This window comes from Streptomyces sp. NPDC043996 (assembly GCF_056435225.1).
The window spans coordinates 26648-48665 of record NZ_JBWKEY010000007.1; the positions used below are offsets into that span (position 1 = coordinate 26648).

20 protein-coding genes and 1 tRNA gene are annotated in these 22018 nt (G+C 74.2%); 10 read left to right on the forward strand and 11 right to left on the reverse strand.

What is annotated here, in order from left to right; genetic code table 11:
• The first annotated feature begins 76 nt into the window (after window positions 1-76).
• From AC07A4_RS19385 to AC07A4_RS19400, 4 genes are all read left to right on the forward strand, one after another.
• Entirely contained in the window at window positions 77-481 is a 405-nt protein-coding gene (locus AC07A4_RS19385; RefSeq protein WP_478600012.1) for a PPOX class F420-dependent oxidoreductase, read from the forward strand.
• A 78-nt stretch (window positions 482-559) separates the two neighbouring features.
• Window positions 560-1963, forward strand: a complete 1404-nt coding sequence (cysS, locus tag AC07A4_RS19390; protein WP_478600015.1) for a cysteine--tRNA ligase — start codon at window positions 560-562, stop codon at window positions 1961-1963.
• 142 nt (window positions 1964-2105) lie between these two features.
• Window positions 2106-3047 carry a 23S rRNA (guanosine(2251)-2'-O)-methyltransferase RlmB gene (rlmB, locus tag AC07A4_RS19395; RefSeq protein WP_478600018.1) on the forward strand — a complete coding sequence of 314 codons (942 nt, stop codon included), beginning with the start codon at window positions 2106-2108 and terminating at the stop codon, window positions 3045-3047.
• Between the two features lie 179 nt (window positions 3048-3226).
• Complete coding sequence (locus AC07A4_RS19400) at window positions 3227-4984, forward strand: DoxX family protein (RefSeq protein WP_478601032.1); 1758 nt, start codon at window positions 3227-3229, stop codon at window positions 4982-4984.
• An 81-nt stretch (window positions 4985-5065) separates the two neighbouring features.
• Here the strand turns inward: AC07A4_RS19400 and AC07A4_RS19405 are convergent, their stop codons facing one another.
• From AC07A4_RS19405 to AC07A4_RS19415, 3 genes are all read right to left on the reverse strand, one after another.
• Window positions 5066-5800: a nucleotidyltransferase family protein gene (locus tag AC07A4_RS19405; RefSeq protein WP_478600021.1), complete on the reverse strand. Its 735-nt coding sequence runs from the start codon at window positions 5798-5800 to the stop codon at window positions 5066-5068.
• A gap of 94 nt (window positions 5801-5894) precedes the next feature.
• Window positions 5895-6353 (reverse strand): hypothetical protein, encoded by a 459-nt coding sequence (locus tag AC07A4_RS19410; protein ID WP_478600024.1) that lies wholly within the window; start codon window positions 6351-6353, stop codon window positions 5895-5897.
• 274 nt (window positions 6354-6627) lie between these two features.
• Window positions 6628-7764, reverse strand: a complete 1137-nt coding sequence (locus AC07A4_RS19415) for an ABC transporter ATP-binding protein (RefSeq protein WP_478600027.1) — start codon at window positions 7762-7764, stop codon at window positions 6628-6630.
• 210 nt (window positions 7765-7974) lie between these two features.
• On the opposite strand from AC07A4_RS19415, the gene AC07A4_RS19420 reads away from it, so the two are divergent.
• The 3 genes from AC07A4_RS19420 to AC07A4_RS19430 all read left to right on the forward strand — a co-directional run bounded on the left by AC07A4_RS19420 (window position 7975) and on the right by AC07A4_RS19430 (window position 9999).
• Window positions 7975-8048: transfer RNA gene (locus AC07A4_RS19420), tRNA-Thr, on the forward strand.
• Window positions 8049-8260: 212 nt separating this feature from the next.
• Window positions 8261-8989 (forward strand): DsbA family protein, encoded by a 729-nt coding sequence (locus AC07A4_RS19425; RefSeq protein WP_478600030.1) that lies wholly within the window; start codon window positions 8261-8263, stop codon window positions 8987-8989.
• Window positions 8990-9096: 107 nt separating this feature from the next.
• A complete protein-coding gene (locus AC07A4_RS19430; protein ID WP_478600032.1) occupies window positions 9097-9999 on the forward strand; it encodes an aminoglycoside phosphotransferase family protein in 903 nt (300 codons plus the stop codon).
• A gap of 3 nt (window positions 10000-10002) precedes the next feature.
• Here AC07A4_RS19430 and AC07A4_RS19435 read toward each other — a convergent pair whose 3' ends face one another.
• Complete coding sequence (locus AC07A4_RS19435) at window positions 10003-10956, reverse strand: endo alpha-1,4 polygalactosaminidase (protein WP_478600034.1); 954 nt, start codon at window positions 10954-10956, stop codon at window positions 10003-10005.
• Window positions 10953-12530: a hypothetical protein gene (locus AC07A4_RS19440; RefSeq protein WP_478600036.1), complete on the reverse strand. Its 1578-nt coding sequence runs from the start codon at window positions 12528-12530 to the stop codon at window positions 10953-10955. The genes AC07A4_RS19435 and AC07A4_RS19440 overlap by 4 nt, the downstream gene beginning before the upstream one ends.
• Here AC07A4_RS19440 and AC07A4_RS19445 point away from each other — a divergent pair.
• Window positions 12529-13020, forward strand: coding sequence for an N-acetyltransferase family protein (locus tag AC07A4_RS19445; RefSeq protein WP_478600038.1), 492 nt, complete (start codon window positions 12529-12531; stop codon window positions 13018-13020). The two genes, AC07A4_RS19440 and AC07A4_RS19445, sit on opposite strands and share 2 nt — an antisense overlap.
• Here the strand turns inward: AC07A4_RS19445 and AC07A4_RS19450 are convergent.
• The 6 genes from AC07A4_RS19450 to AC07A4_RS19475 form a co-directional block, all read right to left on the reverse strand.
• A complete protein-coding gene (locus tag AC07A4_RS19450) occupies window positions 13017-14327 on the reverse strand; it encodes a GNAT family N-acetyltransferase (protein ID WP_478600040.1) in 1311 nt (436 codons plus the stop codon). The two genes, AC07A4_RS19445 and AC07A4_RS19450, sit on opposite strands and share 4 nt — an antisense overlap.
• A 134-nt stretch (window positions 14328-14461) precedes the next feature.
• Window positions 14462-15490, reverse strand: coding sequence for a zinc-binding dehydrogenase (locus AC07A4_RS19455; RefSeq protein ID WP_478600043.1), 1029 nt, complete (start codon window positions 15488-15490; stop codon window positions 14462-14464).
• A 67-nt stretch (window positions 15491-15557) separates the two neighbouring features.
• Window positions 15558-16790, reverse strand: a complete 1233-nt coding sequence (locus AC07A4_RS19460) for an FAD-dependent oxidoreductase (protein ID WP_478600045.1) — start codon at window positions 16788-16790, stop codon at window positions 15558-15560.
• A 161-nt stretch (window positions 16791-16951) separates the two neighbouring features.
• A complete protein-coding gene (locus AC07A4_RS19465) occupies window positions 16952-17452 on the reverse strand; it encodes a hypothetical protein (RefSeq protein ID WP_478600048.1) in 501 nt (166 codons plus the stop codon).
• Between the two features lie 123 nt (window positions 17453-17575).
• Window positions 17576-18271: a response regulator gene (locus AC07A4_RS19470; protein WP_478600050.1), complete on the reverse strand. Its 696-nt coding sequence runs from the start codon at window positions 18269-18271 to the stop codon at window positions 17576-17578.
• Window positions 18258-19544 (reverse strand): sensor histidine kinase, encoded by a 1287-nt coding sequence (locus AC07A4_RS19475; protein ID WP_478600053.1) that lies wholly within the window; start codon window positions 19542-19544, stop codon window positions 18258-18260. Before AC07A4_RS19475 ends, AC07A4_RS19470 begins: the two co-directional genes overlap by 14 nt.
• A 292-nt stretch (window positions 19545-19836) precedes the next feature.
• On the opposite strand from AC07A4_RS19475, the gene AC07A4_RS19480 reads away from it, so the two are divergent.
• Window positions 19837-20394, forward strand: coding sequence for a GlcG/HbpS family heme-binding protein (locus AC07A4_RS19480; protein WP_478600055.1), 558 nt, complete (start codon window positions 19837-19839; stop codon window positions 20392-20394).
• A gap of 80 nt (window positions 20395-20474) precedes the next feature.
• Window positions 20475-21950: a M1 family metallopeptidase gene (locus tag AC07A4_RS19485; RefSeq protein WP_478600058.1), complete on the forward strand. Its 1476-nt coding sequence runs from the start codon at window positions 20475-20477 to the stop codon at window positions 21948-21950.
• Window positions 21951-22018 lie beyond the last annotated feature (68 nt).

A 22018-nucleotide genomic window follows, 5' to 3' on the forward strand; every position in this document is an offset into this window, starting at 1 on the left:
CGCCCCATGGTGCGGACTCGCGCGATCCGGTAGGGCTACGACTCGTCCAGCGATCAACCAGGCCGAGGAGTGAGCCATGTCCGCCGCACTGTCCGATGACCTCAAGTCCCTGCTCGACACGCCGGTCTTCGTCACCGTCGCCACCATCCAGCCCGACGGCAGCCCCCAGCTCTCACCGGTCTGGGTGAAGCGCGACGGCGACGACGTCCTCATCTCCACCACCCTCGGGCGGCAGAAGGAGAAGAACCTGCGCCGCGACCCGCGCGTGACGGTGCTCCTCCAGCCCTTCGACGCCCCCTACACGTACGCGGAGATCCGGGGCACCGCCCAGCTGACCACCGAGGGCGGCCAGGAGCTGATCGACGAGCTGTCCCGCAAGTACACGGGCAAGGACTACGCCGACTTCAACCCGGCGTCCAAGGACGACGCCCCCCGCGTGGTCGTCCGCGTGACGCCCCGCAAGGTCGTCGGGCGCGTCTGACGGACCCGAACGTCACGGTTCGTGCCCCGTGTCCCCAGGGGGCGCGGGGCACTGCCCTGCGCCCACTACCCTGGAGTGGTGACGATTCGCCTGTACGACACCAGCGCCCGGCAGATCCGTGACTTCCAGCCCCTGACCCCGGGCTGTGTCTCGATCTACCTGTGTGGCGCCACGGTGCAGGCTGCCCCGCACATCGGGCACATCCGGTCGGGCCTGAACTTCGACATCATGCGCCGCTGGTTCGCGTACCGCGGCTACGACGTGACGTTCATCCGCAACGTCACGGACATCGACGACAAGATCATCCGGAAGTCCGCGGACCAGGACCGCCCCTGGTGGTCCATCGGCTACGAGAACGAGCGCGCCTTCAACGACGGCTACGACGCCCTCGGCTGCCTGCCGCCCACCTACGAGCCCCGCGCCACCGGCCACGTCACCGAGATGGTCGAGATGATGCGCGGCCTCATCGACCGCGGCCACGCCTACGAGGCCGACGGCAGCGTCTACTTCGACGTGCGCTCCTGGCCCGCGTACCTGGAGCTGTCGCGCCAGGACCTGGACAAGATGCAGCAGCCCGCCGAGGAGGGCATCACCGGCAAGCGCGACCCGCGCGACTTCGCCATGTGGAAGGCCGTCAAGCCGGGCGAGCCCGCCTGGGACACGCCCTTCGGCCGCGGCCGCCCCGGCTGGCACCTGGAGTGCTCGGCGATGGCCCACAAGTACCTGGGCAGCGCCTTCGACATCCACGGCGGCGGCATCGACCTGATCTTCCCGCACCACGAGAACGAGATCGCCCAGGCCAAGGCCTTCGGCGACGACTTCGCGACGTACTGGGTGCACAACGCCTGGGTCACCATGAGCGGCGAGAAGATGTCCAAGTCGCTCGGCAACTCGGTGCTCGTCTCCGAGATGGTCAAGCGCTGGCGCCCCATCGTCCTGCGCTACTACCTGGGCACCCCGCACTACCGCTCGATGATCGAGTACAGCGAGGAGGCCCTGCGCGAGGCCGAGGCGGCGTTCGCCCGCATCGAGGGCTTCCTCCAGCGCGTGGTGGAGCTCGCCGGGGGCGTCGTGGAGCCCGCCGCCGAGGTGCCGCCCGCGTTCGCCGAGGCGATGGACGACGACCTGGGCGTCCCGCAGGCGCTCGCGATCGTCCACACCACCGTCCGGCAGGGCAACTCGGCGCTGGCCGCCGACGACAAGGAGGCCGCCGTGGCGCGCCTCGCCGAGGTGCGGGCCATGCTCGGCGTCCTCGGCCTCGACCCGCTCGACCCGCACTGGGCGGGCGCCGCCGATGCCGACGGCGAGGAGCTGCGCGGCGTCGTGGACACCCTGGTCCGCCTCCTGCTCGAACAGCGCGAGGCCGCCCGCGGGCGCAAGGACTGGGCGACCGCCGACGCCATCCGCGACCGGCTCGGCCAGGCGGGCCTCGCCATCGAGGACAGCCCTTCGGGGCCGCGCTGGACGCTCGGATCGCACTAGCGGACCGGCGAGCGGGACCTGTGAATGTGCCGCCCGGGCCACTGGGCGGCACACTTCATGTACGACATAGGTACGACTTTTTGGATTCGCGCCGTGTACGCCGATCGCGTACACGGCCACGCTTCACACAGACGGGTAGGTCATGGCCGCTAACAACCGCCGCATGTCCGGCAAGAAGGGCGCGCAGATCGGCAGCGGTGGCAAGCGGCGCCGGGCCCTCGAAGGCAAGGGGCCGACGCCGCCCGCCGAGATGCGCAAGGGACACGCCAAGCAGCGGATCGCGCAGGCCCAGGCGCGGCGCGCGCAGGGCAGGCCGCAGCAGCGCCGTGGCGGCCCCAAGGGCACGTCCGAGATGGTCGTCGGGCGCAACCCGGTGTTCGAGGCGCTGCGTGACGGCGTGCCCGCGACGACGCTGTACGTGCAGCAGTTCATCGACAACGACGAGCGCGTCCGGGACGCCCTGCGGCTCGCGGGTGAGCGCGGCAACATCCACCTGATGGAGGCCCCGCGCCCCGAGCTGGACCGCATGACCAACGGCCTCAACCACCAGGGCCTGGTCCTCCAGGTCCCGCCGTACGAGTACGCGCACCCGGAGGACCTGGCCGCCGCCGCGTACGACGAGGGCGAGGACCCGCTCATCGTCGCGCTCGACGGCGTCACCGACCCGCGGAACCTGGGCGCCGTCGTGCGCTCCGTCTCGGCGTTCGGCGGCCACGGCGTGGTCGTGCCCGAGCGGCGGGCCGCCGGGATGACCGCGGGCGCGTGGAAGACGTCGGCGGGCACGGCGGCGCGCACGCCGGTCGCGCGGGCCACGAATCTGACGCGGGCCCTTGAGGCGTACCAGAAGGCGGGCGTCGTCGTGGTCGGCCTCGCCGCCGACGGCGAGCACGAGATCGGTGACCTCGAAGCCCTGGGCGGGCCCGTCGTCATCGTCGTGGGCAGCGAGGGCAAGGGGCTCTCCCGGCTCGTCGGGGAGACCTGCGACTTCCGGGTGCGCATCCCTATGCCGGGTGGGGCGGAGTCGTTGAACGCTGGTGTGGCGGCGGGCGTCGTCCTGTACGAGGCCGCGCGGCGGCGTCGCTGACCCGGCTTTATCGGCGCTGCGCGCCTCGTCCTCAAACGCCGGACGGGCTAAAACCGGCGTTTGAGGACGCGCGCGCAGCGCGGTGAGGGCGGGCGCGTGGGGGAACGCCTTGACGGAGTCCGGACAGATCCCGGAGGTCAAGGCAGTGTCCAAACCTCGCGTCACTCGGTTAGATGAGTGTGGACACCAGAACACCCCGCACACCCACGGGGGGCCGCTCGTCAGGGTTCGACGACAACACCCCAGCGCTGAGCATGGTGAAGGTGCCCTGCGACCCCGCGCAGGTCATCGTCAATCACGCGAGCTTCCGCGTCCAGCTCCCCACCGCGGGGCGGACCCAATCGACGCGCGTCGCCCGCCACTTGAGCGCCGCCGAGGACACCGTGCGCATGCCGGCCGTCGGCGCGGGCGGTGGTGCGGCGCGTCGGCGCGCGCCGGTCGTCTGGAGCGGGAAGTCCGATCCCGGCGACCCCGGCGCGGGCGGACTGCTGCAGGCGGTGCGCGGCAGCGGGGTGCGCCGCCGTTCGGCTGACGGCGGCGGCGCCGAGGGCCCGGGCGGCTCCCGCGACGGCTTCGACGACGGCGGTGCCACGCAGGTCATCCCGCGCGTCGACGTCGACCCGCGGTACGAGGACACCGTCCAGACGCCCGCCGTGGGCGGCCCGCGCGACGACGGCCGCACCCGGCTGCTCCCGCAGATGCGCATGCCGGGCAGCGCCGACGACGAAGCGCGCGCCGACGAGGCCGCGTACGGCGGTCAGCGCGGCGTCGGCGGCGCGGACGGCTACGACGCGTACGACGACGGCTACGACGGCGAGGACGACCGGGACGGCGAGCGGCGCCGGGCCAAGTCGCCGAACGGGGTGCGGCACGCGTACTACCCGGGGCGCCGTCTCAACCTCGGCGTGGTGCTGCTCCCGCTGCGCGTCTTCCTCGGGTTCATCTCCATCTACGCGGGCATGGGCAAGCTCTGCGACCCCGTCTACTTCGACGGCGGCGAGCGCGGGTCCATGGTCAAGTGGCTGAACTCGCTGCACCCTTGGGCGCTCGCCGAGCCGCTGCGGGACTGGGCGCTGCAGCACCCGGTCGGCGCCGGGCTCGTCATCGCCTTCCTCCAGGTCATCGTCGGCGTCCTGACCGTGCTGGGGCTCTGGCAGCGGCTCGCCGCCGGGATCGGGATGCTGTTGTCGGTGGCGCTGCTCGTGACGGTCAGCTGGAAGACCGTCCCGGCCTATGACGCGCCGGACATCATCTACCTCGCCGCCTGGTCGCCGCTGATCATCGCGGGCGCCCCGGTGTACTCGATCGACGCCCGGCTCTCCGGCGAGGCCTGGCGCACCCTCGGGCCGCGCGCGGCGCTGTGGGAGCTCAGGCGGCGCGTGCTGCGCAGGGGCGCCCTGGTCGGCACCGTCGTCGTCGGTCTGACGCTGCTGCTCGGCTCGCTGCTCGGCGGCGCGGTGCGGGACGCGGACCGCGTGACGGTGCCGGGTCCTGGCGAGGCGCCGCGCAACGAACTGCCGGGCTCCCCGCTGCCGGGGGACCCCGAAGGGCGGCGCGAGCGCGGCGGGAGCACCCGCGGCCCCTCGGCGTCCGCCGACGCGCCGACGCAGGGCAGCACGGCGAGCCCCACGGAAGCCGGCGGCCCTGGCACCCCGGACGCCGCGCGCGAGACGGGCGGGGCGGCCAGCGGCACGGGCAGCCAGCCGAGCGCGACGCAGGGCACCGGCGAGCAGGCCCCGGCGCAGCAGCAGCCCGCGCCCACCCAGGAGCGCCCGCCCGCCGCCACCAGCGGCCCCACCTCCAGCGGCGGCACCACGAGCGGCGGCACCACCGGCGGTTCGGGCGGCTCTGGCGGCTCCACCGGCGGCTCCACGGGCGGCTCCGGCTCCGGCGGCAGCGGCGGCCGCCCGGGGCTGCTGGGCGGCGTCCTGGGCTGACCCCGGCACGACGAGGGCCCCGCACACGATCTGTGTGCGGGGCCCTCGCGCTGTCCGCGCACCGGACGGAGCGTGGCGCGCTCAGGCGCGCTGGGCCGCGAGTTCCTTGGCCGCTTCCGTGAGGTCCTTGGCCGTGTCGATGGCGCGCCAGTACGCGCCCTGCGGCAGCGGGAAGCCCGCGAGGCGCTTCTCGCGGGCCAGGCGCGGGAACGTGGTCCGCTCGTGGTCGCCGAGGTCCGGCAGGAGCGCGGTGAACCCGGCGGAGAAGACGTACACGCCCGCGTTGATGAGGTACGGCGACGGCGGGGCCTCGATGAAGTCCGTGATGTGGCCGAAGCGGTCGGTCTCGACGGCGCCCCAGGGGATGCGGGGGCGGGCCAGGGCGAGGGTGGCGGTGGCGTCGCGCTCGCTGTGGAAGGCCGCCATGTCGCGCAGCGAGAAGCGGGTCCAGATGTCGCCGTTGGTCGCGTACCAGGGCCGGTCGGCGTGCGGCAGGTGCTTGGCCGCGTACTTCAGGCCGCCGCCGCGGCCCAGCGGCTCCTTCTCGACGACGGTGGTGACCCGCAGCGGCAGGTCGGCGGAGTCGAGCCACTCCTGGAGCACCTCGGCGAGGTGGCCGCAGGAGATGACCGCGTCCGTCACGCCCTCGGCGGCCAGCCAGGCCAGCTGGTGGCCGATGATCGGGGTGCCCGTGCCGGGGATCTCGACCATGGGCTTGGGGCGGTCGTCGGTGTACGGGCGCAGCCGGGAACCCTGGCCACCGGCCAGGACGACGGCCTGCGTGGGCTGTGCTGTGGGGAGGTCACCGGTGGTCATGCCGGAACCCTACGCGTTGGGGCGCGCAGGGTTCCGACGCGGCCGACGGCGGCAGGGGGCGCTAGGGGTGGGGCCGGGGTCGGCCCGGCGCGCCTCAGCTGTTGTGGTGGGCGGCGACGCCCGCGGCGAAGGAGGTGTCGCACACCGGCCGCGCGTAGGACTGGGCGCGGGTCGGGCCGTAGGCGCGGACGGCGGCGCGGCCGAGGGCGCGGGCGATGGACACGCAGTGCTTGGCGAGCGAGGGGTGCCGGTCGACCTCCTTCTGGAGCTGCGTGAGGGCTACGCCGGGGTTCTTGTCCTGGAGCTCCAGGAGCAGCCGGTCGCGCAGGACGTGCTGCGGGGCGCGGGACCTGGCGGGCGCGGAGAGGTCGCCCGCGGACGCGGTGAGGACCGAGTCCGATGAGCTGCCGGACCAGTTGACCCGGGTGACCGCGAGCGTGCCGGAGAGCACCAGGACGACCGGCAGGACGAGGGCGAGCGTGCGCCCGATGCGGCGCCCCGGGCCGCGGTGGCCCCGGCGCGACTTCTGGGTGTGGTTGGCGGTGTGTGTCACGCGAGTGAGGGTAGCGCTAGGTGATGATTTGGCGACATTTAGTCACCCGGTCGAGGGATGGGAAAAGGTGTTTGCCGTGACGGGCCTTGACGAACACGGGGCGAAATGACCGATGTGCCGGGGTATTTGTCGACAACGGGTTGAGTTGTCCCGGCGGCATGCCAAAGGCCCCGCGCCGTAGCGCGGGGCCCTGTGCGGGTTGACGGCGGGGCGGTGGTGATCCTCGCGGTCTCCGGGGCGGGGGTGCGGGTGCGGGCCCGCCTCCCCCGGGAGGTCAGTCGCTGAGGCGCTCGCCCGTGGACGTCGAGAACACGTGCGTCTCGCCGGGCCGCGGCACGACGTGCAGCTGGGCGCCCTTGTCGGGCACCTGGCGGCCGTTCACGCGGACCACGAGGTCCTTCTGCTCGCCGCCGACCTCGGCGGAGCCGTACACGTAGCCGTCGGCGCCGAGCTCCTCGACGACGTTCACGGACACGGCGAGACCGGCCGGGGCGTCCTCGGTCTCCTTGGAGAGGGACTTGGCCGCGGCGCCGTTCTGCTCGACCACGTCGAAGTGCTCGGGGCGGACGCCGACCGTGACGGTGCGGTCGCCCTTGTCGGCGGCCGCCGACAGCGCCTCGCGGCTCACCGGCACCACCGAGTTGCCGAACTTCACGCCGCCGTCGGTGATCGGGACCTCGACGAGGTTCATCGCCGGGGAGCCGATGAAGCCCGCGACGAAGAGGTTGGCCGGGCGGTCGTACATGTTGCGCGGCGAGTCGACCTGCTGGAGCAGGCCGTCCTTCAGGACGGCGACGCGGTCGCCCATCGTCATGGCCTCGACCTGGTCGTGCGTCACGTACACGGTGGTGATGCCGAGGCGGCGCTGGAGCGAGGCGATCTGCGTGCGCGTGGAGACGCGGAGCTTGGCGTCGAGGTTCGAAAGCGGCTCGTCCATGAGGAAGACCTGCGGCTCGCGGACGATGGCGCGGCCCATCGCGACGCGCTGGCGCTGACCGCCGGAGAGGGCCTTGGGCTTGCGGTCCAGGTACTCGGTGAGGTCGAGGATCTTCGCGGCCTCCTCGACCTTCTGCCGGATGGTGGCCTTGTCGACGCCCGCGATCTTCAGGGCGAAGCCCATGTTCGCGGCGACCGTCATGTGCGGGTACAGCGCGTAGTTCTGGAACACCATGGCGATGTCCCGGTCCTTGGGCGGCAGGTGCGTGACGTCGCGGTCGCCGATGCGGATGGCGCCGCCGTTCACGTCCTCCAGGCCCGCGAGCATGCGCAGCGAGGTGGACTTGCCGCAGCCGGACGGGCCGACCAGGACGAGGAACTCCCCGTCCTCGATCTCGATCTCGAGGCCGTCTACGGCGGGCTTGGTGGAACCCGGGTAGATCCGGGTCGCCTTGTCGAACGTCACAGTGGCCATGGTGAGGGCCCCCTTCACCGGCAGGAACGTGCCGGACGATCCGAGTAAAGGATGGGTCTAGTCCAGTCGTCTGGACTGCCCGTGACGCTACCCCGCTGGTCACCGGTCTGTCAGCACTCCGGAGCGGATGACCTTCGACGAGATTTTCGACTGCGATGAGGGTCCCGTTGGTTACACTGCACGGGCACGGCCGCGCGGCGGCTGGTGCGCGCCTCCTTAGCTCAGCTGGTCAGAGCGCCGCTCTTGTAAAGCGAAGGTCGTCGGTTCGAATCCGACAGGGGGCTCTTTCCTGGCGTGGGCGCCCTTTTCTGGCGTGGGCGCCTTGACCAGGGGGTCAGGGTGCCCCCTGGTCCCCTTTGTCGCGCTTCGCGCTCGCCCTCAAACGCCGGGCGGGCTTGAACACCGCGCTGCGGGCTCGCTGTCGGGCGCCGGGCGGGCTTGAAACTCTCCGTCGTGCGACGGGGCATCAGTGCGAAATTCTGGAGGACTCTTACTCATGGCCGTACGCAAGGCCGGGCGCGTGGTTGTCTCGGTGGCTGCCGTGGCGCTGCTCGGCGCCGTCGTGACCGCCTGCAACGACGACGACAGCGACAACGGCGGTACGAAGGTGAAGGAGTCCCCGGCCACGTCGGCCTCCGAGCCGTCCGCCGCGGACCTCGCCAAGGTGCCCGCGGCGGTGCGCGGCGGCGTGATCACGGTCGGGGACCCGAAGGCGAAGCACACGGTCAAGGTCTACGAGGACCCGCGCTGCCCCTTCTGCAAGAAGTTCGAGGAGGGCGGCGCGCGGGCGCTGGTGCGGCCGTTGGTCGCCGGTGACGTGAAGGTCGAGTACACGATCGCCTCGTTCCTCGACAACAACCTCGGCGGCAGCGGCTCGGTGAACGCCGCGAACGCCCTGCGGGCCGCCGTGGACGCGGGCAAGTTCCCGCAGTTCCACGCCGCTGTCTTCGCCCACCAGCCGGAGGAGAGCGAGGACGGTTTCACGCCCGCCTTCCTGGTGAAGATCGCCGGCAAGGTCGGGCTGCGGGACGCCGCCTTCGAGAAGGCCGTCACCAACGGCACGTACAAGAAGTGGGTCGGCACCGCGATGAAGGCCTTCGAGGCCGACGGCATCACCGGCACCCCGACCGTCTTCATCGACGGCAAGAAGGTGTCGAGCGACGGCGACGCCCTGTACGAGGAGGCCGGGTTCGCCAAGGAGCTGAAGAAGGCCGGGGTCTCCTGACCAGGGCCGTGGACTCGGGCGCGCGCCCGCCCGCCCTCGTGAACCGGCCGTCCGTGGCCGGAACAATTCGGCTGAACCGTTGAGGGCGGGCCGGTAGCGTCGCGCCGGTGATCGAGATTCGCGTTCCCGGCGCGCTGGTCGCGTCCCAGCACCTGTACGCGGGCGAGGCGGGCCGCGCCTTCGTCGCCGGGCTGCCCGAGTTGGCCGCGCGCACCCTGGAGCGCTGGGAGCTGACCCCGGCAGGCGACCCCATGCACGGCATGGCGGCGCTCGTGCTGCCCGTGCGGCGCGCCGACGGCTCCCCGGCGGTGGTGAAGTTCCAGGTCCTCGACGAGGAGACCGAGGGCGAGCCGGTCGCCCTGCGGGTGTGGGACGGCGACGGCGCGGTGCGGCTCCTGGACTACGACGGCGCGCACGGCACGATGCTCCTGGAGCGGGCCGGTGACGGCAGGGAGCTGTCCCGGTTCGCCGCGGCCGGGAAGGCCGAGACCCGGCGGGCCGTGGTCGTCCTCGCCGAGCTGCTCGCGCGGCTCACGGCCGGGCCCGCGCCCGAGGGCACGCGCACCCTCGGCGACATCGCGGGGCGGATGCTGGACGACGCCCCGGCCGCCCTGAAGGACATCGCCGACCCCGCCGACCGGGCGCTCGTCGAGCGGTGCGCGGACGCCGTCCGGGAGGTCGTGGGCGAGCCCGGCGACCGGCTGCTCCACTGGGACCTGCACTTCGACAACGTCCTCGCCGCCGACCGCGAGCCCTGGCTAGCCATCGACCCCAAGCCGCTGGCGGGCGACCCCGGCTTCGACCTGTGGCCCGGCCTGAACAACCTCTTCGACGCGGACGACGCGCGCTGGCGCTTCGACGCCATGACGGAGGTCCTGGGCCTCGACCGGGACCGGGCCCTGGCCTGGACGCTCGGCCGGGTGCTGCAGAACGCGCTGTGGGAGATCGAGGACGGCCGCCCGGTGCCCCAGGAGGACCTGGTCCTCGCGCGGCGGCTGCTCGGCCGGTGACGCTCAGCGGCACGCCTTGCGGTACGCCCCGGTCGGCGGCTCGTCCTTGACCAGGCCGTCCAGGCGGTGGCGCCGGTGGGTGGCGCAGGCCTTCGCCGGGCTCGCCACCGACGACCGGTAGTCCACGGCGAACACCGCCTTGCCCGCCTCGACGAACGGCCGCAGCTCGCCGCACTCGTCGAACTCCACGCACTCCTCGGGCAGCGCCCAGTCGAAGTGGTCCACGAGTTTCGCCGCCGTGCCGGGCTCGTTGTGCCCGTTCTTCATGCCGACGGAGAGCCCGCGCGCGTGGGCCTGCCGCGCCACCTCCCGGTACCAGGACAGCTGGTCGGCGAGCGGGACGCGGAAGCCCGGGTCGTTGCCGCGCGGGTTGTTCTGGTCGGGCTCCACGCCGTCGCAGCCCATGCGCGCGGCGAGGTCGAGGCGGGCCCAGATCAGCGGGGCGAAGGCGCCGCGTGAGCCCGCGCGGATGTCGAGCCAGCGCTCGCCGCCCCAGCCGGTGTCCCAGCCGATCACCGAGCCCTTCGCGGGGCGCAGGGGCCGGTTCGGGAGGTCCCGCGCGCGCCGCTCGTGGCCGGGGAAGCGGGCCGCGTCGGGGCGGTAGTGCTCGTACGCGCCGGTGTCGACGTAGCAGATCACGACCGGCCGGGGCTCGCGCGCGTGCAGTTCGGCGACCTTCTCGGCGAGCGGGCCCGCCGGTACGTCGATCACCTCGCCGTCGGCGTACCGGAGTTCGGAGCCCTCGGGCGCCAGGTCGAACAGGTCCAGGTCGTACATCCGCCGGGGCGCCGACAGGTCGTAGGGCTCGCTGATCTGCCAGTCCCAGTCGGTGACCTCGCCGGGGGCGGGCGACCACCACTCGGGGTCGGGGGCGTGTCGGTCGCTGTCCCCGCAGCCGGTGAGCAGGGCCGCGACGAGCAGCAGGGCCGGTACGAGGCGCGCGGCGCGGGCGCTCATCGGCGGCTCCGGTCGGCGACCTCGCGGACCGCTTCCCGCAGCCCCCGGTCGCGCGGCATCTCCTGCGCGAAGTACCACCAGAACGTGCCGCCGACGCTGGACGGATAGCCGAGCGCCGCCGCGTAGTACCGCCGTGCCACCGCCCGCCGGGCCGCGTCCCGGTCGGCCTTGTCGAAGGCCCAGTAGAACCGGGACGTGTCGTCGTTGAAGTAGCCGAGCTCGCCGAGGCCGACGCGCTGGCCGGGGAACTCGGCCGCGAGCCGCGTCATCACCTGGTCGAAGGCGAGGCCGAGCGGGGCGTCCTCGATCCAGCTGGACAGGAGCACCACGTCGATGTCCTCGCGGACCGCGCGCGGCAGGTTGGCGCGCGGCCAGGTGAACGCCGACCAGCGGGCCGCGTCCGTGCCGAGCTGCCAGTAGAGGGTGAGGACGACCTGGGCGTCCGGCCGCGTCTGACGTACGTACGCCGCCGCGTCCGCGACCTTGTGCCGCATGCGGTCGCCGGGCGGAAGGAGCCGGTCCGTGCAGTCGCCGTCCTTGGTGGTGCGCGCGTCCGTCCAGCAGCCGTTGACCTCGTTGCCGATCTCCCAGGCCTCGATCTCGGGGAAGGCGTCCACGTACCGCTTGATACGGGCCAGATAGCCCGCGCGGGTGCCGAGGTCGCGCCGCTCGGCGCCGTTGGCGTACGCCGAGTCGACGGGCTGGCCGAGGACCTTCAGACCGGCGGCGTGGGCGGCGGCCACCTGCTCGCGGTAGCGCCGGGGCAGGGGCTCGCCCGGGGCGTCGTCGGCGTCGAAGACGAGGCGGACCCAGCCGTGCGGGCGGGTAAGACCGGCCGCGAGCGGGGCCCAGCGGCGGGGGTCTGGGGCGTCGGCGGCGGTCACGCCCGTCCAGGGCGCGCCGGTGCGGCGGGCGCGCGGGCCGTACTCCTCCAGGAGCTGTCCGTACGCCGCGTCGACCGCGTTCAGGGCCCGCTGGCCGTGGCCGCCCCGGCCCGCGTCGGTGGTGGCCCGGTCGGCGCGGGCCAGTTCGCGCGCGGCCTCGCGGTAGGCGGCGGTGAAGCGGTCCGAGCGCCGGTAGGCGGGGCGGGCGGCCAGGGCCGCGTCCAGGCGGCGCTTGGCGTCCCGCGCGGCCAGGTGGTTGAAGACGACGGTGCCGCCGCGGGCGAAGCCGTCGCCGCCGTTGTCGACGATCACCGTGGAGAAGCCCTGGTCCGTGGGCCAGTTGAGGGCGAGGGCCGCCCGCGCGCCCGGCAGGTCGAAGCGCAGGCGCCGCCCCTGTTCGTACAGCGGGAAGTCCTGGAGGACGCGCAGGGTGCGCGGGTCGACGAGGGCGTCGCTGTCGGAGCCGCCGTCGCCGTGCGAGACGGCGCGGGCGCGGGCGGGGGACAGGAGCTGGCCGCGGCCCTGGGGGTCGTAGAACTTCAGCTGGACGGCGCGGCCGCCCTCGTCAGCGGGGCCGTCGTCCGCGACGCAGCCCGCGAGGAGCCCCAGGGCCAGGAGCGCGGCCAGGCCGCCCCGGACACCGCGCCGCCGGTTGACCCGGGCACGGGGCCCGTGGCTTGCTGCGTCCATGATTCGTACCGCCGTACCCGCCGACATCCCCCTCATCCACACCATGATCCGTGAGCTCGCCGCGTACGAGAAGGCGCCGCACGAGGCGCGGGCCACCGAGGAGCAGCTGCGCGAGGCGCTGTTCGGGGCGCGGCCCGCCGCGTTCGCGCACGTCGCCGAGGACGACGCGACGGGCGAGCCCGTCGGGTTCTGTCTGTGGTTCCTCAACTTCTCGACCTGGCGCGGCGTCCACGGGATCTACCTGGAGGACCTGTACGTACGCCCCGAGGCCCGCGGCGGCGGGCACGGCAAGGCGCTGCTCACGGAGCTGGCGCGGATCTGCGCCGAGCGCGGCTACGAGCGCCTGGAGTGGTCCGTCCTGGACTGGAACACGCCGTCCGTCGCCTTCTACGAGTCGCTGGGCGCGAAGCCGCAGGACGGGTGGACGGTGTACCGGCTGACCGACGGGGCCCTCGCCGCGCTGGGCGAGGGCCCGTCGGCCGGTCGTTAGAACTCCTCGACCGTGTGCGGGGCCAGGGGCGTGGCGAGTGCCGCGTCCAGGGCCGCCGCCGCGCCCGGGGTGTGCTCGGTGGCCACGCCCGCGCGCACGAACGCGCGCAGGTCGGTGCCGCCGAGGTAGGCCGACGCGAGGTCCCGTGTGTCGACGGTGAGGTCCGCCGGGGCGTCGGTCGGTTCGTACGTCGCTTCGTACGGCGCCTCGGCGCCCGTGGCCGTCAGGCGGAAGCGGCCCGCGTTGGCGGGGATCCGGCTGTCGGTGACCTCAAGGACCACGTCGGCGGGGGCCGCGAAGGAGCGGGCGAGCAGCGCCGCGCGGGCGTCGACGAGGCGGACCCGCAGGGCCGGGAACTGGCCGGTCACGCGGACCTGGTCGCGGTCGGCGGAGAACAGCAGCAGCGGGTCGTCCAGCGGGCGGCCCCAGGCGCGGATCAGGCCCGTCAGGTCGATCGAGGCCAGATAGCGCCACAGCGCGGCGGCGCCCTCGGGGGTGTCCGCCTCCAGCTCGTCCAGGCGGACCAGGCCGGGGGCGTCGTCGCGGGACTTGGTGCGGTAGATCGCGTATCCGGCCACCTGGTTCGTGGGGTCGGTGGCGTCGGTGCCGTTGGTGGCTTCGGTGGCCTTCGGGTGGCCGAGGACGACCACGCGGGGCGGCGACAGGTCGTCGTCGTCCTCGTCCTCCGTGACCATCCACTCCTCGCGCCACCAGCTCGGCGTGCGCTCGAAGCGGCCCGCGCGGGCCGCGCGGGTGCGGTCGTAGTACGCGCCGAGCAGCTCGGGGGCGTCCGCCGGGTCCACCAGGCGCAGGGGACCGTCGTCCGGGGTGACGCGCAGCGCCAGCGGGCGCTCGGTGCTCACCTCGATGGTGTTGCCGTACGTGGCCGGGCCGAAGCCGAAGCGGCCGTAGATCGCGTCCTCGGACGCCCACAGCGCCGCCAGCGGGCGGCCGTCCGCCGCGCACGCCTCGAACAGCGCGGCGATCAGGCCGGAGAGCACGCCGCGGCGGCGGTGCGTGGGCGCCACCGAGACGAACGTGACGCCCGGGCAGGGGAGTTCGCCGCCGCCCGGCACCGACATCGTGAACGGGTGCGCGGCGAGGAGGCCCACCAGGGTGTCGCCGTCGTAGGCGCCGTAGCGCTCGCAGCGCAGGAGGACGTCGTGGTGGTGTTTGCGCTTCTCGTCCTCCGGGGTTTCGTGGAAGACGAGGTAGGCCAGGGCCAGGGCGCGGTCGATGTCGGTTTCTGGGAGGGGGCGGAAGGTGAGGGGCGTGGACGGGGTGGGGCCGGGGGGTGCGGAGTCCATGTGACGGACGGTAGTTCGCGACGGCCGTACGGGCATCCGATTTTCGCGTGGCGCCCCAGGCCCGCCCCTTCCCGCTCCGGGTGCGGCTGCCCCCGTTCCCCCGCTCACCGATATTGGCGCTTCGCGCCTCGTCCTCAAACGCCGGACGGGCTGAAACTCGGCAGCAGGACCACCTTGCCCGTCGTCGTGCGGGATTCCAGGGCCCGGTGGGCCGTGGACGCCTCTGACAGGGGGAACGTCTGGACGGCGGGAGTGAAGTGGCCCGTCGCGTAGGCGCGCAGGGCGGCGAGTTCCAGGGTGCGCAGGGGGTTGTCGCCGCCCGCGCGCTCCAGCATGGCGGGGCCGAGCGGGCTGACCTGGGTGATGCCGCGCGCGGTCAGCTCGGCGGCGGTGAGGGTCACCGGGCCCTTCCCCGCCGACCAGCCGAAGATGACGTGGACGCCGCCGGGGCCGAGCAGGTCCACCGCGGCGCGCCCGGCGTCGCCGCCGACCCCGTCGAGGACGGCCGTCGCGGCGCGGCCGCCGTCGCCGAGGCCCTTGAGGTACGCGCGCACCTGCTCGGGCCACGCCGGATCGGTGTAGTCCACCGCCAGGTCGGCGCCGTTCGCCCGGACGAGGGCCGCCTTGGCGGGGCCGCCCGCGAGCCCGATCACCGTGGCTCCGGTGTGCTTGGCGTACTGCACGAGCAGCGTGCCGATGCCGCCCGCCGCGGCCGGGACCACGACCACCGCGTCCGGGCCGAGCTCCACGAACTGGAGGATGCCCATGGTCGTGCGGCCCGTGCCGATGAGCGCGACGGCCTCGGGGAAGCCGAGCCCCTCGGGGAGTTCGTGCAGGCGGTCGGCCTCGGTGACCGTCAGCTCGGCGTAGCCGCCGGGGGCGAAGCCGATGTGGGCGACGACGCGGCGGCCGAGCAGGGCGGGGTCCACGCCCTCGCCCACGGACTCGACGGTCCCCGCGACCTCGCGGCCCGGGACCGTCGGCAGCTCGGGCAGCGCGGGCGCCGGGCCCTTGTCGCCGCCGCGGAGCGCGGTGTCGAGCAGGTGCACCCCGGCCGCGGCGACGGCGATCCGCACCTGGCCGGGCCCCGGCCGCGGGTCCGCGACCGTCTCGTACGTGAGGTTCTCGGCCGGGCCGAAGGCGTGCAGGCGGATGGCGCGCATGAGGGCTCCTGGTGGGTTCCGGGGCCCGGACGCGGTCCGGGCCTGGCAGCGCCCCCACTCTTCAACCTCAAGCGGACTTGAGGTCAACCCAGGGCGTGGTGGCGGCCGGGCGCCCGGTGCCGGTCAGGGCGAGGGACACCGCCTCGACGGCGCTGTTGAAGGACACCTCGCTGAGCAGCCCCGGCGCCGCCACCTGGTCGCCCGCCAGGAACACGCCGTCGCCGCGGTCCACGGCGGGCCGGTCGCGCCAGGTCGTGCCGGGGCGGTCGACGGCGCCGGTGCGGCCGCTGGCCACCGACGCGCGCCGCCAGGTCAGGCGCTCGCGCCAGCCGCGGAAGCCGAGGTCGAGGAGCTGTTCCGCGCGGGCAACGCCGTCCGCCTTCGACTCGCCCGGGGCGAGCGGCAGCTGTCCCTGGATCAGCTGCTCGCCCTCGGGGGCGAGGGTGCGGTCCTGGGCGGTAAAACGCTCTATCCAGCCGGTGCCGTCCAGGTCGGAGACCGCGAACAGGTCGCCGCGGCGCGAGCGAAGGGCCAGGTCCACGAGCGCGGTGCGGCCGCTCTCCCCGCGCAGGCTCTCGTCCTTCAACAGGTGCCGCGCGGCGTCGAGCGAGGTCGCCACGACGACGGGCCCGCGTCGGGCGAGTTCGTCGACGTCGTGCACGCGGGCCAGCGTCTCCACCCGGACGCCCAGGTTCCAGGCGCGGCCCGCCATCCGGTCGATGACGGAGGCCCAGCCGCCGGCCGGGTAGTGCGCCTCCGGCGGCAGCTTGGCCGCGCGGCGAAAGCGGGTGTGCACGAAGCGGGCGGACAGCGCGCCCGGGTCGTGGTGGAAGAGGGCGACGGCGGTGTAGTGCGCGGCGGCGCGCGCCCCCTCCTCGCCCACCTCGCGCGTGGCCCAGGTCAGGAAGGACTCGTCCACCGGGGCCTGTTCGGGCGCGCGGCGCAGCAGCCGCAGCATCGCGAGCGGCGGGGTGCGGCGCAGGACGCCGTGGTGGCGCAGGCGCAGGCGGGCCGCCTCCAGGGGCGGCAGCGGGGCGAGCTCGCCGATCAGGTCGCGCTGGCGCAGCCACGTCCAGTGGGGGCCGCCGTTGTAGAGCGCGTGCGGGCCCTCGTTGGTGCGGTAGGGGCCCTCGGCGGTGCGGGCGCGGCCGCCGAGCGTGTCGTGCGCCTCGTACACGGTGACGCGGGCGCCGCCCTCGGCGGCGGCGATGGCGGCGGTGAGCCCGGCGAAGCCGCCGCCGACGACGCTGAGGGTGAGGGGGGCGCGGTGGCGGGGGCGGGGGCTGGTGGCGGGGGCCATGGGAGGGCTCCGTCCTTCGTCGGGTGCGCGGCCGGGTCCGGCGGGACCGGCGGAATCCGCCGATGCCGCCGGACCTTCACCCGTACGACGAAACAGGCCCCCGCGGATGTGACATCGCCCCGGCGGGCCGCCCTCAGGGCACGCGCGGGAACGGGCCGCCCTCAGGGCACGCGCGGGAAGGTGGCGAGGAGGTTCCAGATCGCCGGGTTCTCGCCGAGTGACTCGTGCAGGTCGGTCAGGTCGGCCACCACGTCGTGCAGGAAGTCCCGGGCCTCGCGGCGCAGTTCGGTGTGCGAGAAGGTGAGCGGCGGCTCGTCCGTGGCCAGCCAGTCGGCGTCGATGTCGACCCAGCCGAAGCGCCGCTCGAAGAGCATGCGGTCGGTGGACTCGGTGAAGTCCAGCTCGGCGCGCTGCGGCACCGCGGCCCTGCTGCCCATGGGGTTCTGGTCGATCCGCTCCACGATGTCGCACAGCGCCCAGGCGAAGTCGAGCACCGGCACCCATCCCCAGGCTGTGGACAGCTCCCGGTCGGCCTTGGTGTCCGCCAGGTACACGTCCCCGCAGAACAGGTCGTGCCGCAGCGCCCGGACGTCCGCGGTGCGGTAGTCCGCCTGCGGCGGGTCGGGGAAGCGGCGGGAGAGGGCGTAGCCGATGTCGAGCACGGGGTCGATGGTGTCATGCGCGCGCCGTGCCCGCGGCCGGGTGCCGCTCGGCCGGGTGCCGCGAGGCCGGGTGCCGCGAGGCCGGGTGCCGCGAGGCCGGGCGCCGCTCAGGGAAGCCGCCGCTCAGGGAAGCAGCCGCTGCTCCTTGGCCACCGCGACCGCCCCGGCCCGCGTGTCCACGCCGAGCTTGTCGTAGACGCGGCCGAGGTGGGTCTTCACCGTGGCCTCGCTGATGAACAGGGCGCGGGCGATGTCGCGGTTGCCGAGGCCCTGGGCGAGCTGGGCGAGGATGTCGCGCTCGCGGGGGGTGAGGGCGGGGCGCGGCTCGCGCATGCGGGCCATCACGCGGGACGCGACCGGCGGGGACAGCGCGGTGCGGCCGTGCGCGGCGGCGTGGATCGCGGAGAACAGCTCCTCGGGGCGCTCCGCCTTCAGCAGGTAGCCGGTCGCGCCCGCCTCGATGGCGCGGGTGATGTCGGCGTCCGTGTCGTACGTGGTGAGCACCAGGACGTGCGGCCCCGCGCCCGCGGCCGCCGCGGCCGTGATGCGGCGCGTGGCCTCCACGCCGTCGATGCCGGGGCCCAGCTGGAGGTCCATGAGGACCACGTCCGGCGCCAGCTTCGCGGCGAGGGCCACCGCCTCCTCGCCGGAGCCCGCCTCCCCGGCCACCTCGATGCCGGGCGCGCTGCCGAGCAGGGCGAGCAGGCCCGCGCGCACCACCGCGTGGTCATCGCAGACGAGGAGCCGGACCGGGCCGCCGTCCGGCGCGGCCCCCTCCGGCGCGGACCCGTCCGGTGCGGACCCGTCAGTCGTGGTCATGCCTGCTCCCAGGGTCGTGATCGTGGTCATGGCCGCCGCCGTACTCCGCGTACGACGCCGCTCCCGCCCGGTACGCCTCGCCCGTCAGCGGGAGCGACACCGAGAGCACCGCGCCCTCGCCCGGCGCCGACTCCACCGTCAGCGTCCCGCCCAGCTGCCCGGCCCGCGCCCGGATCGCGGGCAGCCCGTGGCCGCGCCCCGGACGCTCGCCCGGCGCCCCGGGCGAGAACCCGCGGCCGTCGTCCGCGATGTCGAGGACCACCTGGTCGTCGAGGTAGGTGAGGGTCAGCGCGGCCGTCCGCGCCGCCGCGTGCTCCCGTACGTTCGCGAGCGCGCCCTGCGCGATCCGAAGGAGCGCCGAGCGGGCCCGCCCCGGCAGCGGCACCGGGGTGCCCTCGGCGTGGAACCGCACCGTCAGGCCCGTGCCGGACTCGCGGTCGGCCAGGGCGCGCAGGGCGGTCGGCAGGGCGGCGGTGGGGTCGGGTCCCGCCTCGGCGAGGTCGGCGGGGGCCAGGTCCTGGACGAGGCGGCGGGCCTCGGTCAGGCCCCGGTCGGCGACGGCCCCGGCGGTGCGGACGTGGGTGCGGGCCGCCGCCGGGTCGGTGTCCCACACCCGGTCCGCGGCCTGGAGCAGCATCCGCTGGCTGGACAGGCCCTGGGCCAGGGTGTCGTGGATCTCCATGGAGAGCCGCTGGCGCTCGGCGAGGGTGCCCTCGCGCCGCTCGGTGGCGGCGAGTTCGCGCCGGGTGCGCAGCAGGTCGTCGATGAGGGCCCGCTGCCGCGCCGTCTGCCGCTGCATGTGCACGAACACGGCCGTCGCGACGGCGGCCACGGCGGGCGGCGCGAACGCCAGGTTCGGGTCGAAGCCGCCCGCGAGCCGCAGCTGCGCGGCGACCACCAGGGCCGTGAGGACGGCGACGAGCGGGAGGGCCGCGCGCGTCGGCAGCGTCCGCAGGCCGGTGTAGAACAGCGGCACCGCGCACCAGGCGTAGCTCGGCGCGAGCACCACGAGGACCACCCAGACGCCGACCACCGCGCCCAGCCACAGCAGGCGGCGCGGGTTCGGGGTGGCGCCGAGGACCGGACCGAGCACGTAAAGCACGGCGAGCACGGTGGACAGGGCGATGATCCACGGGGTGCGCGGCTCGCCGGGGTGGCGCAGCAGGAAGCGGGTGAGGGACGCGGCGAGGAGCAGGAAGAACGCCGTGTGCATGACGGCCGCGAGCCACCGGGCCTCGGGGGCGGCGGCGTCGCCGTCGGCGCGCGGGTCCATCGTCGGCCTCCCTTCGCCGCCTTTCTCTGTACGTGCGTGTCCGTACGCCTGTGAACTGCGCGAACACCACCATTGTGGCCCGTGGGGAGCAGGCGGGGGTCAACCGATCGGCTGACCCGGGCGTCGGCCGATCCGCGCGCCGCCCGCAGCCGGTACGCCGACGGCAGGGGCCCGGGGCCGGGCGGAGGATCGACGCAGAGGCGGACACCGCACCGCCCCGCCGGTCGGGCGCCGCCCCGCCCCGCCGCCCCCGAACCCGCCGACACCCGGCGCCCACCCAGGAGTTGACCCCATGCCCAAGCTCTCGAACCGTGCCCGCGTCCTCACCTCCGCCGCCGTCATCGCCACCGTCGGCGCCGGTACGTTCGGCGCGGTCTCCGCGTCCGCCGGGACGCCGGACGCCGCCGCGAAGGCGCCCGTCGCCGTCGACGCGGGCAACAAGAACCTCACCCAGAACACCCGGCTCACCCTCGCCGCCGCCACCAAGGCCGCGCAGGCCAGCCTGGACGCCGCGAAGAAGGAGAACCAGCGCGTGACCGTCGCCGTCGTGGACCGCGACGGCAACACCGTGGTCACCCTGCGCGGCGACGGCGCGGGCCCGCAGGCGTACGAGTCCGCCGAGCGCAAGGCCTTCACGGCCGTCTCCTGGAACGCGCCCACCTCCGAGCTCGCCAAGCGCCTGGCGCAGGCGCCGAACCTGAAGGACATCCCCGGCACCCTGTTCCTCGCGGGCGGCGCCCCGGTGACGGCCAAGGGCGCGCCGGTCGCGGGCATCGGCGTCGCGGGCGCGCCGAGCGGCGACCTGGACGAGAAGTTCGCCAAGGCGGGCGTGGCGGCGCTCACCCGCTGACCCCGGCGCGCCCGCCAAGGACCCCACCGGTCCGCCCGCCGCCCCCCGGCGGGCGGACCGGTGGCCATAGGATCACCGAGGTGAACTACCGAGCCTCCGCCCCCCTGACCAAGGGGCCCCGCCGCACCCCCCTCGCCCTGCTGTGCGCGACCGCCCTCGCCACCGCCCTCACCGCGTGCACCAGCGGCGGAGTCCACGGCACCCCGGGCGCCGCGGGCGTCCGCGACCCGTACTTCCCGAAGCTCGGCAACGGCGGCTACGACGTACAGCACTACGGCCTGAAGCTCGGCTACGACCCCGAGTCCCGCCACCTCACCGGCACCGCCGAGATCACGGCCCGCGCCACCAAGAACCTGAGCGCCTTCAACCTGGACCTGAAGGGCCTGGACGTCGCGTCCGTCACCGTCGAGGGCAAGAAGGCCCGCTTCCAGCGCGCGGGCGACGAGCTGACCGTGCGCCCGCACGACGACCTCGACCGCGACGAGACCTTCCGCGCCATCGTCCGCTACTCCGGCACCCCGCAGACCGTCACCGACGTCGACGGCGCCAAGGAGGGCTGGCTGCGGGCGGGGGACAGCGCGGTCGCCGTGGGCCAGCCCGCGGGCTCGATGGCCTGGTTCCCGGGCAACCACCACCCCAGCGACAAGGCCTCGTACGACATAGAGGTGACCGTCCCCAAGGGCCTGAAGGCCATCTCCAACGGCGAGCTGACCAAGCAGACCACGGCGCGCGGCCGCACCACCTTCGCCTGGCACAACGCCGAGCCCATGGCCAGCTATGTGGCCACGGTCGTCGTCGGCGCGTACGACACGAAGACGTCGACGACCGGCGAGGAGAACGGCATCCCCGTCTTCACGGCCATCGACTCCACGCTCCCCAAGGACAAGTACAAGCGGACCGAGAAGGTCCTCGCCAAGATCCCCGACATCGTGGAGTGGGCCGAGTACAACTTCGGCGACTACCCCTTCTCCTCCACCGGCGCCATCGTCGACGGCCGCGCGCCCCTCGGCTACGCCCTGGAGACCCAGACCAAGCCGCTTTTCCCCGTCTCGGACGCCGACACCACCACCCTCGTCCACGAGCTGGCCCACCAGTGGTTCGGCGACTCGGTCTCGCCCAAGACCTGGCAGGACATGTGGCTCAACGAGGGCTTCGCGACGTTCGCCGAGTGGCTGTACGAGGAGGACAACGGCGGCGACAGCGTCAAGGAGACCGTCGACGCGCTCTACGAGGGCGACTACTACGAGGACGACGAGGACAACGAGGCCGTCTGGGACTTCCCGCCCGCCAAGCAGCCGGACGCCGCGAGCATCTCCGACTCGCCCGTGTACGAGCGGGGCGCCATGGTCATCCAGAAGATCCGCGAGACCGTCGGGGACGACGCCTTCTACGACATCATCCAGGGCTGGGCGAAGAAGCACCGGCACGGGAACGTGGATACCGGGGACTTCACCGCGTACGTGGAGGACCAGGCGGAGGACGACGACACGCGCGAGGCGCTGCGGCGCGTCTGGGCGGACTGGCTGTACGGAGACGGCAAGCCGGACGCCCGTTGACTCGGAGGGGCTAGATCGTGCCGCAAGCGGCAGGTTCTAGCCCGTCCGGCGTTTGAGGACGAGGCGCG